Source organism: Pseudonocardia sp. 73-21 (genome assembly GCF_001899645.1).
Classification (GTDB): Bacteria; Actinomycetota; Actinomycetes; order Mycobacteriales; family Pseudonocardiaceae; genus Pseudonocardia.
In genome coordinates, this window is record NZ_MKVV01000079.1 from 37,191 (window position 1) to 48,882 (window position 11,692).

14 protein-coding genes are annotated in these 11,692 nt (G+C 71.9%); 7 read left to right on the forward strand and 7 right to left on the reverse strand.

What is annotated here, in order from left to right; translation table 11 throughout:
* Positions 1 to 48 precede the first annotated feature (48 nt).
* Together BGP03_RS24755 and BGP03_RS24760 are read right to left on the reverse strand one after the other, a co-directional pair.
* The gene (locus BGP03_RS24755; protein ID WP_298799495.1) at positions 49 to 1,071 is read right to left on the reverse strand and encodes a 5'-3' exonuclease H3TH domain-containing protein; all 1,023 of its coding nucleotides are present in this window, start codon (positions 1,069 to 1,071) and stop codon (positions 49 to 51) included.
* Between the two features lie 72 nt (positions 1,072 to 1,143).
* Entirely contained in the window at positions 1,144 to 1,605 is a 462-nt protein-coding gene (locus BGP03_RS24760) for a carboxymuconolactone decarboxylase family protein (protein WP_296374351.1), read from the reverse strand.
* A gap of 74 nt (positions 1,606 to 1,679) precedes the next feature.
* On the opposite strand from BGP03_RS24760, the gene BGP03_RS24765 reads away from it, so the two are divergent.
* Positions 1,680 to 2,543, forward strand: coding sequence for a sigma-70 family RNA polymerase sigma factor (locus tag BGP03_RS24765; protein ID WP_298799494.1), 864 nt, complete (start codon positions 1,680 to 1,682; stop codon positions 2,541 to 2,543).
* Here BGP03_RS24765 and BGP03_RS24770 read toward each other — a convergent pair whose 3' ends face one another.
* A complete protein-coding gene (locus tag BGP03_RS24770; protein ID WP_296374346.1) occupies positions 2,544 to 2,987 on the reverse strand; it encodes a hypothetical protein in 444 nt (147 codons plus the stop codon).
* A gap of 163 nt (positions 2,988 to 3,150) precedes the next feature.
* Between BGP03_RS24770 and BGP03_RS24775 the strand changes: the two genes are divergently transcribed.
* Genes BGP03_RS24775 through BGP03_RS24785 form a run of 3 tightly spaced genes read left to right on the forward strand, consistent with a single transcriptional unit; the run spans position 3,151 to position 6,021 of the window.
* Positions 3,151 to 4,563, forward strand: a complete 1,413-nt coding sequence (locus BGP03_RS24775; protein ID WP_298799493.1) for a fatty acid desaturase — start codon at positions 3,151 to 3,153, stop codon at positions 4,561 to 4,563.
* A gap of 2 nt (positions 4,564 to 4,565) precedes the next feature.
* Positions 4,566 to 4,757, forward strand: coding sequence for a ferredoxin (locus BGP03_RS24780; RefSeq protein WP_296374343.1), 192 nt, complete (start codon positions 4,566 to 4,568; stop codon positions 4,755 to 4,757).
* Between the two features lie 28 nt (positions 4,758 to 4,785).
* Positions 4,786 to 6,021 (forward strand): helix-turn-helix domain-containing protein, encoded by a 1,236-nt coding sequence (locus BGP03_RS24785; RefSeq protein WP_298799492.1) that lies wholly within the window; start codon positions 4,786 to 4,788, stop codon positions 6,019 to 6,021.
* Between the two features lie 175 nt (positions 6,022 to 6,196).
* Here the strand turns inward: BGP03_RS24785 and BGP03_RS24790 are convergent, their stop codons facing one another.
* Entirely contained in the window at positions 6,197 to 6,403 is a 207-nt protein-coding gene (locus tag BGP03_RS24790; RefSeq protein WP_296374339.1) for a hypothetical protein, read from the reverse strand.
* Between the two features lie 181 nt (positions 6,404 to 6,584).
* On the opposite strand from BGP03_RS24790, the gene BGP03_RS24795 reads away from it, so the two are divergent.
* Positions 6,585 to 7,190: a hypothetical protein gene (locus tag BGP03_RS24795; RefSeq protein ID WP_296374337.1), complete on the forward strand. Its 606-nt coding sequence runs from the start codon at positions 6,585 to 6,587 to the stop codon at positions 7,188 to 7,190.
* Between the two features lie 79 nt (positions 7,191 to 7,269).
* Positions 7,270 to 7,488 carry a hypothetical protein gene (locus BGP03_RS24800; protein ID WP_296374335.1) on the forward strand — a complete coding sequence of 73 codons (219 nt, stop codon included), beginning with the start codon at positions 7,270 to 7,272 and terminating at the stop codon, positions 7,486 to 7,488.
* A 62-nt stretch (positions 7,489 to 7,550) separates the two neighbouring features.
* Here BGP03_RS24800 and BGP03_RS24805 read toward each other — a convergent pair whose 3' ends face one another.
* From BGP03_RS24805 to BGP03_RS24815, 3 genes are all read right to left on the reverse strand, one after another.
* Positions 7,551 to 7,907 (reverse strand): metalloregulator ArsR/SmtB family transcription factor, encoded by a 357-nt coding sequence (locus BGP03_RS24805; protein WP_296374334.1) that lies wholly within the window; start codon positions 7,905 to 7,907, stop codon positions 7,551 to 7,553.
* A 470-nt stretch (positions 7,908 to 8,377) separates the two neighbouring features.
* Positions 8,378 to 9,691 (reverse strand): glycine-rich protein, encoded by a 1,314-nt coding sequence (locus BGP03_RS24810; protein ID WP_298799491.1) that lies wholly within the window; start codon positions 9,689 to 9,691, stop codon positions 8,378 to 8,380.
* 44 nt (positions 9,692 to 9,735) lie between these two features.
* On the reverse strand, positions 9,736 to 10,113 hold the full coding sequence (locus BGP03_RS24815) for a chaplin (RefSeq protein WP_363094427.1): 378 nt from the start codon (positions 10,111 to 10,113) through the stop codon (positions 9,736 to 9,738).
* 140 nt (positions 10,114 to 10,253) lie between these two features.
* Between BGP03_RS24815 and BGP03_RS24820 the strand changes: the two genes are divergently transcribed.
* Complete coding sequence (locus BGP03_RS24820; RefSeq protein ID WP_299737686.1) at positions 10,254 to 11,558, forward strand: IS4 family transposase; 1,305 nt, start codon at positions 10,254 to 10,256, stop codon at positions 11,556 to 11,558.
* Positions 11,559 to 11,692: the final 134 nt, after the last annotated feature.

Here is an 11,692-nt window from a genome sequence, read left to right on the forward strand (position 1 = left end):
TCGCACGCGGTCCACCACCACGACGAACGGGAACGCGCGGCGAGGACACTAGAACAGCGCGAGCTGGTCGGACGCCCGGCGGGGCGGCAGCGGCGGGTGGGTACGCCGCGCGGGCCGCGGCGCCCACGACGGCTCGACGGCCGGCGCCACGGGCCCGGAGCCGTCGCGGGCGAGCGCGCGCAGGGCGGCGGCGGTGGTCCAGTGCAGGTCCTGGCCGGAGTAGGTGGCGCGGACCGCCTCGACCGGCAGCGGCAGTGCCCCGACCTCGCCCGAGAGGTCGACGGCGACGTGCGGGTGCATGGTCATGACCTGGCAGTTGAGATCCCACGCCGCCCGGGACGCGGGCTCGGCCAACCGGGCAGCGCGGGCCGGGCCGATCGCCTCGACGACCCGTCCACCGTCGGCGTCGAGGTCGGCGAAGGCGGCCGGCACCGAGCCGAGCGCGGCGAGCAGCCGGGCCGCGGTGCGGGGGCCGAACCCCTTGACGCCCGGCAGGTTGTCCGACGGGTCGCCGCGCAGCGCCGCGAAGTCGCGGTACTGCTCCGGCCGCACGCCGAGCATCAGCTCCAGCCGTTCCGACGTCAGCATCGGGGAGGCCTCGACCCCGCCGTTGATGATCCGCAGGACGCGGGTGTGGGCGTCGATGAGCCCGAACGCGTCCCGATCCGACGTCATGACGACGGTGGTGGCGTCGAGCGCGGGCGCCTGTGCCGCCACCGAGGCCAGCACGTCGTCGGCCTCCAGACCGTCGGGGACGACGACCTGCAGGCCCAGCCCGCACAGGACGTCGGCGGCCGCGGTGAGCTGGTCCACGAGCGTGTCCAGCTTGTCGGGCCGCTGCGCCTTGTACTGCGGCCACCGCTCCCGCCGGACACTGGCGGCCGGGTCGTCGAAGCCGACGACGACGAGGTCCGGGTCGACGCGGTCCACGGCCGCCACCAGCTGGGCGAGCAGCCCGCGCACGGCCCACATCGGCCGTCCGTCGGCGTCGCGGAAGCCGCTCGTGGCCTGGGAGTGGAAGGCCCGGTGCACGATCGCGTTGCCGTCGACGGCGAGCACGACCCGGGGCACCCCACGACTGTGCCCCATCGCCGCCGGATCAGCGAGAGGCGGGGGTTCCCCCACGGGTCCTGACGGAGGCGGTCACCCGGCCCACGCGGCCCCGGCGATCTGCCGGGTCGCCGCGTTGAGCCGGTTCCAGGCGTTGATCGCGGCGATGCTGACGAGCAGGCCCGCGAGCTCCTTCTCGTCGAAGTGGTCGGCGGCGGCGTCCCAGACGGCGTCGGGCACCGGGTCCGGGCGGTCCGCGAGCCGCGTCGCCGCCTCCGCGAGGGCGAGCGCGGCCCGCTCGGCGTCGGTGAAGTACGGCGTGTCCCGCCACGCGGCGACGCCGACGATCCGCTCGTCGGACTCGCCGAGGTGGCGCAGCTCGCGGGCGTGCATGTCGACGCACACGCCGCACCCGTTGATCTGGCTGGCCCGCAGGTGCACGAGCTTGTGGGTGGTGGTGGGCACGGTGCCCGTCTCGGCCGCGGAGCTCAGCGCCACGAGGGCCTTGAGCGCGTCGGGCAGGACGGCGACGGGGTGGGTCATGCGTGCGTTCATCTCGGGCTCCTGTCACATCGTCCGGCGTTCGCCGGTCTTCCCTCATGACACCGCCCGAGATGAGGATGTGACCGATGCCCGACACCGCCTGGCTCACCGACCGCTTCGAGGAGCACCGCCCGCGGCTGCGCGCGGTGGCCTACCGGATGCTCGGCTCGCACGCCGAGGCCGAGGACGCCGTGCAGGAGTCCTGGCTGCGGGTGGCCCGCGCGGGCGCCGACGGTGTGGAGAACGTCGGCGGCTGGCTCACCACCGTGGTCGCCCGCCAGTGTTTGAACATGCTGCGCTCGCGCACCCACCGCCGCGAGGACCCCCTCGACGTCCACGTCCCCGACCCCGTGGTGGGCACCGGTGACGACCCGGTCGAGCAGGCGATGCTGGCCGACGCCGTCGGGCTCGCGCTGCAGGTGGTGCTGGACTCGCTCGACCCCGCCGAACGCCTGGCGCTCGTCCTGCACGACATGTTCGCCGTCCCGTTCGACGCGATCGCACCGATCGTGGGACGCAGCCCGGCCGCGACGCGCCAGCCGGCCAGCCGGGCGCGGCGGCGCGTCCGGGACGAGGCCCCGGCGCCCGAGCGCGACCTCGCCAGGCAGCGGGAGGTGGTGGACGCCTGGCTCGCGGCATCGGGTCACGGGGACTTCGAGGCGCTCGTGGCGCTGCTCGACCCCGGTGCCGTGCTGCGCGTCGACGCCGGTCCGGCGGGTGTGTCCAAGCTCGTCCGGGGGGCGGCGGAGATCGCCGCCAACGCCCTGCTGTTCGGCCGGGCCGCTCCCACCGCCCGTCCGATGCTGGTGAACGGCACGGTCGGGCTGGTGTCGGCGACGGCGACGGCGGTCACGTCGGTCATGTCGTTCACGATCGTCGACGGCCGCATCCAGCGGCTCGACATCCTCGCCGACCCCGACCGGCTGGCCGCCCTGGGGCTGCAGCGGTAGCTAGGGCGCACCCACGCGGCGGTCGGACACGGGCTCGGTCGCCGGCCGGCCGCCCCCGACGACGGTGCCGAGCAGGGCCCGCAGGTCCGCCGTGGCCACATCAGGCCGCCCGAGGTCCACCGCGACGACGGGCGCCACCAGCCGCAGCGCCTCGACGTGGTCGTGCGTTCCGTCGACCGTGCCGGCGACGATGACGTCGGGGCGCAGCGCGGCGACGTCGCCGACGGCCCCGGCCCACCCGACCAGCGGCGCGCCGAGCTCGCGCAGCAACTCGCCCACCTGCTCGTCGGCGGCGACCAGGCGCCGGATCACGGGCGGCAGCACCACCGGCGTTCCGGTGGCGTCCACGAAGGCCCGCCGTCCACCACCGGGACCGATGAGGCCGGTGAGCACGGCGCGACGGGCGGGGAGGTCGCGGGGATCCTGAGCAGCAGTCGGTGGCACGCCCGGAGCGTAGGCAGATCGACGCCGTGACAGAAAGGCCGTGCGGCTGTGCTGCAGACCAACGGAAGCCCTGCGGTTCGTTCCGGAGCCCGATGGACCTGCGGTGCCGTGCTCGTAGCGTCCCTTTCCACGAGACCGAGCTTTCTTCACCGGGGAGGACTGCATGAGGACCTACGCACTGGAACGGCCGGTCGACGGCCAGGACACGTGGCACGACCACAAGCGCCACCTGTGGATGCTCGGCCTGATCGTCCCGCTGCTGCCGTTCATGGCGATGGGCCTCTACGCCGCGACCGGCCTCGAGGTCACGCTCTGGCTCGGTCCGATCATCGTGCTCGTGGTCGTGCCGCTGATCGACCTGTTCGCGGGGCGCGACCACACCAACCCGCCCGACGAGGTGATGGAGGCGCTGGAGGAGGACCGCTACTACCGCTGGATCACCTACGCCTTCCTGCCGCTGCAGTACGGGGGTCTCGTCCTGGGGATGTGGTTCATCGCGACACAGGACTCCGGGGTGGCCGGCATGGTCGGCCTGGCCCTGACGCTGGGCGCCGTCGCCGGCATCGGCATCAACACCGCGCACGAGCTGGGCCACAAGAAGGAGTCCTCCGAGCGCTGGCTCGCCCGGATCGCGCTGGCGCAGTGCTTCTACGGCCACTTCTACATCGAGCACAACCGCGGCCACCACGTCCGCGTCGCCACTCCGGACGACCCGGCGTCGAGCCGCATGGGCGAGAGCTTCTACGCGTTCTGGCCGCGCACGGTCGTCGGGTCGCTGCGCAGCGCGTGGCGGGTGGAGCGCAAGCGGTTCGCGCGCCGGGACCAGCACCCGTTCCGCCTGCGCAACGACGTCATCAACGCCTGGCTGATGTCGGCCGTGCTGTGGGGCGCGCTGATCGTGGTGTTCGGCGTCGGGATCCTGCCGTACCTGGTGATCCAGGCGGTCTTCGGCTTCACGCTGCTGGAGCTGGTCAACTACATGGAGCACTACGGGATGCTGCGCCAGCAGGTCGGCCCGCCCGACCGCCGTCGCTACGAGCGGGTCACGCCCGCCCACTCGTGGAACTCCAACAACATCGCCACCAACGTGCTGCTCTACCACCTGCAGCGCCACAGCGACCACCACGCCAACCCGACCCGGCGCTTCCAGACCCTGCGCGACTTCCCGGAGAGCCCTGTCCTGCCCACCGGCTACACCGGCATGATGGCACTCGCCGTGATCCCGCCGCTGTTCCGGCGGACGATGGATCCGCTGGTCGTCGCGCACTACGACGGCGACCTGCGCCGGGCCAACCTCGCCCCGCGCAAGCGCGCGGCGCTGCTCGCCCGCTACCCGGTGCTCGTCCCCGACGCGACCGCCGTCGGCGCGGACACCGCGGCCGTGGTCGCCGGTGACGACGTCGCCGCCGCCCGCTGCCCCGGCTGCGGCCACACCTACGTCGTGGCCGAGGGCAACGAGCTCGAGGGCTTCGCGGCGGGCACGGCGTGGTCGGACATCCCGAACGACTGGACCTGCCCCGACTGCGGCGTCCGGGACAAGGTCGACTTCGTCCCGCTCGCCCACACGGAGGCGTGACGATGCGGATCACCGCCGACCGCGACGTGTGCGACGGCCACGGGATGTGCGAGGCCATGGCCCACGAGTTCTTCGAGCTGGACGACGACGGCCTGGTCCTCGTCCTCGACGAGGCGCCCGGCGACGAACACCGCGAGCTCGTGGACTCCGCGGTGCGGTCCTGTCCCGTCTCGGCCCTGCGTCTCGAGGCCTGATCGGCGGCCCGGCCGGTACATTCCGCCCGTGCCCCCATCGGCGTCGGACACCCTCGGCCAGTTGGCCGAACAACTGCTGGCCGACAGCACCGCACTGGTCGCCACCGTGCTCGACGAGATCGCCGGCGCGCTCCCCGAGCTCGCCGGCGATCCCCGCCTGCGGCCGGTGCTGGCGGCCACCGTCCAGGACACGATCCGGGCGGGCCTGGCCGTGCTGGGCTCGGCGGCGCCGGTCACCGGAATCCGCGCCCCGGACGCCGGGCTGGAGCTGGCCCGCCACCTGGCGCAACGGGGCATCCCGATCTCGGTGATGCTGCGCGCCTACCGCCTGGGGCAGGCCGCGTTCCAGCAGGAGCTCATCGACCTGATCGCGGCCACGCACGCCGACGCCCACGAGGTCGCGGCGGCAGCCCGGGACCTGGCGTCGGTCACGTTCAGCGTGGTCGACGCGATGTCGGAGGAGGTCGTCGCCGCCTACCAGTCCGAACGCGACGGCTGGATCCGGCAGCGCAACACCGCCCGGCTCGCCAAGGTCACCGCCCTGCTCGCGTCCCGGTCGGTGGACGCCGGCGGAGCCTCACTGGGCTACGACCTCTCCGCCTGCCACGTCGCCGCCGTCCTGTGGTGCGGCGCCGACGTCGACGAGGACACCCGCCTCCCCCTGCTCGAACGTCTCGTGCCGGCGATCGCGACGGCACTGGGCTGCGCCCGCCCACCACTGGTGGTGGCGCCCGACGCGTCGACGCTGTGGACCTGGTTCCCCACCGCCACCGGCCCGACGGACGCCGTGGCGGCCGTGCCCGGCACCTACGCCGCCCTCGGTGACCCGGCCCCGGGCCCGGCCGGTTTCCGCCGCACCCACCAGCAGGCGCAGCAGGCCCAGCAGATCGCCGTGGCCGCGGACCCGGCACACCGGCAGCGCGTCACCACACCGGCCCAGCTCGGCCCGCTGGCCCTGCTCGCCGTCGGCCCCGGCTCGGCCGCGCCATGGGTGCAGGCGGCGCTGGGCGGCCTGGCCGACGACGACGAGACCGCCGCGCGCCTGCGCGAGACGCTCTGGGTGTACCTGTCGAACGGCAGCAGCCTCGCCGCCGCGGCCGCGGAGCTGCACCTGCACAAGAACACGATCCAGTACCGCATCCGCAAGGCCGAGCAGGTGCGCGGCCGGCCACTGCAGAACGGCCGGATCGACGTGGAGGTGGCCCTGCTGGCCTGCCGCCTCCTCGGCTCCACGGTTCTGCGTCCGGCACCGGAGCTGGAATGACGCACACGCCGTACATGGTCCTGGGGGAAACAGCGCCGTCCTGCTGACCTCCTCAGGGCCGGGTGCCTGGCCGGCGACGGCCGCGGCCGCACGGACCGACGATCCGCCATCGTCATCAGATCCTGCGGGAGAGCCGCAGGGCACCGAGCGGGCGTGCCGCCCGCAGGTGCAGCGGTCACGGGTCGGTCAGGGTGGGGAGAGGCAGCGTCGACCGGTCGACCCAGGTGTCCGGGTCGACACCGTGGCGGGCCGCGGTGTCCATGAGGTCCTGCAGATGCGCCCGGTGCAGATAGGTCTCATAGGGCAGCCCCGCCGCCCGGGCGGCGGCCAACCTGGTCAGGACGACGTCGACCTCACTGCGCAGCTTCGTGATCACGCTCATCCTGTCGGACCCCTCAGGCTCACCCTGATCGAAGAAACAAGGTATCGTGACTTGCAGAACACTGCAACTGATAATATAGGAGAGCCGACATAGTCTCCTGAGGCCGTGCTTCACCGAGGTCCGGCGACCTCGCTGCTGCGGCCCGATCCGGTGGATCGACAGAATTCGAAGGAGAACCCTCATGTACGTGCGGATCAACACGATCTTCGGCGAGAAGAGCAAGATCGATGCTGCAGTCGAGTACATCGAAGAGTCGGATCGGCCGGTTGTCGAGGCCGCGGCCGGCAACAGCGGCCTGCTCACCCTGGTCGACCGCGAGGCCGGCCTGATCGTTGCCGCGTCGTACTGGGACGAGCCGCTGCACTCATCCGAGGCCGTGCTGACCCGGGTTCGGGAAGGAGCGGTCGCGGTCGCCGGAGGCGATCTGAGCGTGGAGAGCTTCGAGGTGGCAGCCCAGCAGCAGCCGGCGGCGACACCGCCCGGGGCGGCAGTGCGTTTCGCGCGCATGCAGATCGAGCTGGCCAGATTCGACGAGGCGATCTCGTTCTTCGATGAGCAGGTACTACCCGCGCTGACCGCGTGCGCCGGCCTCTGCAGCATCCAGTTGCTCCTCGACCCCGGTTCGGGCTCCGGCATCGTCGCGACGGCCTGGCAGGACCTGGCAGCCGCCGACGCCGCAGAGGAGGCCATGGCACGGCTGCACAGCAGCGCCACGAGCCGGGGCGGGGTGAAGTTCCTGAACGTCGAGCCCTACACCCTGGTCCGCACATCCATGCGGCTGAGCTGAGTCGAGCGTTGCAGGAATTGTTCTTGAATCCCAGGGCCGCAGGGGGGCGGGCCGAACACATCGAGAGGACACGACTGCGATGGACGTGTTCGAGCAGGCCTTGCGCGAATCCGTCGACCGCGCACAGCAGGCGATGCTGGCCGCACAGCGGGACGACCGACCGTTCGCGGCGGACCAGCACGCCTCGCGGATCCTGGACCTGCTCGACCGGGCCCTGGAGAATGGCATCGACACCGTGGGCTGGGTCCCCGCGTCCGCGTGGGCGTCGGTCACCAGCGCCGTGGAGGAGACCGGGTGAGCGCACCCCCCGGACGCAGGTTGCCGGGGTGACGCCTCCGGACTCGGCCCCATGGTCGCGCCTCAGCGACTCCGCGCCGTCGAGGCGGCCACCCGAGCGCCCTGCAGGTCCTCCAGCAACTCGACCTGGCCGGTCAGCACCGATGTCAGAATTTGCCGTGCTACCGCCAGCAACTCGGCAACCTGCGGGCTCGTGAGCGAGTAGTGCACCGTCGACCCCTCCTTGCGTGCCACCACCAGCCCCGCCCGGCGCAGCACCGCCAGCTGCTGAGAGAGGTTCGCCGGCTCGATCCCCACCTCGGGCAGCATTTCTGCCACCGAGTGTTCGCGCTCACCGAGCAACTCGAGCACCCGGATCCGCACCGGATGCGCCAGAGTCTTGAAGAACTCCGCCTTCAACTGATAGAGCGGCTTGCTCATCCGGACCACCTCTCCCTGGATCCCCCACCGCAGCACACAGCAGCCAAGAACGAACGATTGCAGATCTTAGCAACTCTTCAACGCACGCGCTGCGGGTCGCCTCGCTCAGGGGCATCGCGACGACGTCGACGGCAACGGGGTGTGGTCGACGTGCACGACATCGCTGCGCTGACGGCACCGAAAGCGTGCAGGGCACCGATGCATCGTCGGCCTGGTCGATCGCGGCGTCGGCGGGCAAGGCGCGTTGGGTTGTTGTCCGCCGTTGAAGCTCAGCGCGTCGCCGCCGTTGCCGCCGCTGTACCGGGACCGCCGATGCCCCCGGGCAAGGTGCCATCTACACCGGGTGCGCCGGTCGAGCCGTCGGCGCCCCATCGCCTACCGCTACCGACCCGAGGACCTCGCCGAACCCGCAGCCGTCGACGCGGACACCCACCACGTCGTAGGCGGGCTCACCGGCAACGCCCGGCCTTCTAGCCAATGCTGATGGCGCCTTGGGTCAAGGTTCCGGCAACCGTCTTCGTGCCAAGGGTCACCGTCAGCTGGTCCTGACCGCCCGGCTTGTCAACAACGGTCAGCGTGAACGGCACTGTCTTCCCCGACCCCGTGACCGCGGTCCCCGCGACGATGGCACCGGTCGAGGTCTTCGTGACCTTCGTGATCGTGCGAGACCCGGCCGTGGTGTCGGCTCCCCCACCGGCCAGGCCGAACGAGCCGGACACCTTCCCCGTGGCCGTGACGGTCGCCGTGACGGCCACGGTGTACCGCTGGGCACCCACCGTCAGCGTCCCGCCACCACGAACCGCCGTCGCCGCCGCAGGCGGCGGCTCGCTCAGACCCGTGGTGTAAGAGATCGTCACCGCGGCCGGGCTGTCGGTCAGCGCGACCGTGCCCCCCGCGGGCACCAGCGACGACCCGCCCCCGCCACCACCGGCAGCATCCAGGAGGGGGCAGTTATCGCCCGCACCCGAGCCCGCACCCGTCGAGCCGCCGCCACCACCCCCGCCGTACAGGCCCCCGCCACCGCCGCCCGATGAGGTAGAAGCGCCAACGCCATCACCGCCCTGGCCCAGCGAGCCCGGCGACCCCGAAGGTGCGCTCGCACAAAGGAGTGCCTGGCTGCCGGTACCGCCCTGGCCGCCGGCCCCCCCGGCGGTCTGTGTCCCGGCGAAGCCGCCTTGGCCGCCTGCGGCGGTCGCGGCCGCAGGCTGCGCGTCTTCCCCGGCGTTGGCCGCTGGCACGGTCGCCTCATCCGAGGCGGAATGTCCGCCGCCGCCGCCGGCCACGATCAGCCGGGAGGCCAGCGACCCCGCAGCCGTACTGGAGACAGCCCGCACATCCGAAGCGCCGCCGCCACCGCCTGACGCGTTCCCGAAGCCGGGGGCGCCGCCCCCGTTGAACGCCGTCGGCGTGTCGCCCTCCGACGTGGAGGCGGTGTCCGGCTGCTGACCGACCTCCACGTACAGAACCTGACCGCCGCTAAGGCCGCCCAGGGTCCCGGTAACCTGTGCACCCTGCCCGCCGGGGTTTCCCCCGTAGTCCGCGCCTCCGGCCGCGCCGACGGCGACCACCCGCACCGAGCTCACCCCTGCCGGGACGGTGAATCGCTGCTCACCGCCGGTGTAGCCGTAGCTGCAAACAGTCGTTGCCCCCGAGGTGACGCACGGCGTTGCCGCCGTCGCAACCCCGGCCCCGGCCGACACCAGCGAACCCGCTGCCAGCACCACCCCGCCGAGCCCGTAGCCGAAGCGTCGCCTCAACTCACCCATGGTGCAGAACTCCTTCAATTGACCGACGGTGGGTGGAGTAAGGAAAGTCGTCGCGGGTTGGCTCACGCATTGACGCAGATGTTACCGAACGCTGGATTGAGTGGATTGATGACGACTATTCCGTTTCCGCAGATATTGACGGGCACCCGAATCGGGGCCGGGGACGAGAGTACCCCTGAGCCGACTCCCGAGTTCTTGCCTCCGCGATGACCTGGCTTTGCTGAATGGTGATGACCCGGCCTTGCTGAAGGGTGATGACCTGGCGTTGCTGGAGACTGGCCCGGCGCGGGGCGGGAGGAGCAAATGTTCGGGTTGGGGGAGGAGCAAACTTGGGGCGTCTCGGTAGCGGGGGCGGCGTTGGCCGTACCGGCGGACACTCCGAGCGTGGCGAAGAGAAGCACCCCAATTGCGAGGGTTGAGTCCAGTGCGCGCTTCATCATATGACACACTCCCAGGGGTCCAGCGGCGGATTACTCTCGCGGTTGTTAGTGAGCCGCGCACACGGGCCGCTCCCCCAATGGCCTTGCTTTAGATCGCGACACACTGCTTGAGGTGCACGGGTTGTGTCTCGTGTCGCGGGATGATCACGGGTGTGGCGCATGACGGGTCCGAGGGGCTCTCACCGGAGGGCTGGCTTCCCGATCGGGTGTCGGTGGGGGCTTTGACCAGGGCTTTCCCACCGGCGTTGGTGGATGAGATCGTGGCCGCGACCGACACCCGGGAGCAGCGTCGCCGTCTGTTGCCGGCACGGTTGGTGGTGTACTTCGTGCTGGCGTTGTGGTTGTTCCGGGGCCCGAACTGCGGCTACGGACGAGTGATGATCAAGCTGGTGGACGCGTTGTATCACCGCCGCCGTGGCCAGCAGCTGCTCGACGGTGTCCTGGACCCGCACGGCTGGGTCGACGCCGGTGGCGGTCGGCGGTGGCGGCCCCCGAACATCTCCAGCCTGGCGCGGGCCCGGACCAAGCTGGGTGCCGATCCGCTGCACATGCTCTTCGACTCCGTCGCCGGCCCGGTCGGCGCCCCCGACGTGGCCGGGGTGTTCTGCTGCGGGCTGCGTGTGGTCTCGATGGACGGCACCACCACCGATGTGCCCAACACTGCGGAGAACGCCGAGTACTTCGGGCGACCGTCGAACGCGACCCGGGACGGGGCGTTCCCGCAGGTCCGCTGGATCGTCGCGGCCGAGTCGGGCACCGGGGCGCTGATCGGGGCCGCCCAGGGCCCGTACACGGTCGGCGAGCAGACCCTGGCCCGGGATCTGCTCCCGGCGTTCGCCCAGGACATGCTGGTGCTGGCCGACCGCAACTTCCTGTCCCACACCCTGGCCCGCGACGTCCTCGCCAGCGGCGCGCACATCCTGTGGCGGGCCTCGGCGTCGTTCCGGCTGACTCCGGTGCAGGTGCTCGCCGACGGCACCTACCTGGCCGTGCTCCAGCCGCGCCGCAAGGCCGACGGGGCGCCGATCATGGTGCGGGTCATCGAGTACACCGTGCACAGCCGCCCTGCCGGTTCCCACGACACAGCCGGCTCCGACAACGAGGACACCTCGGAGGTGTTCGCGCTGGTCACCGACCTGCTCGACCCCGAGGCCCACCCCGCGCTGGACCTGGCCTGCGCCTACCCGATGCGGTGGGAGTGCGAGACCGTGATCGGGCACCACAAGACCGACATGGGAGCGGGCATGGCGGTGCTGCGCAGCAAGGACCCCGAGGGCGTCGCCCAGGAGATGTGGGCCCTGTTCGCGGTCTACCAGGCCATCCACACCCTCATCGGCGCGGCCGTGGACGCCACCGGCATCCCACCCGACCAGATCAGCTTCCCGCACGTCCTGGCCGCCGCGACCGATTCGGTCACGGCGGGCTTTCCCCCCTCACCAGGCTGACCTGGCCCTCGCGACGTTCCTGCTCAAGATCCTCGACCCAAGATTCTTCGTCCGCCGCCGCCCCGACCGCGCCAGCCCCCGCGCCACCAAGAAGGCCGGCGACTTCCCCGCCCGCAAAGACCAACCCAGCGTCG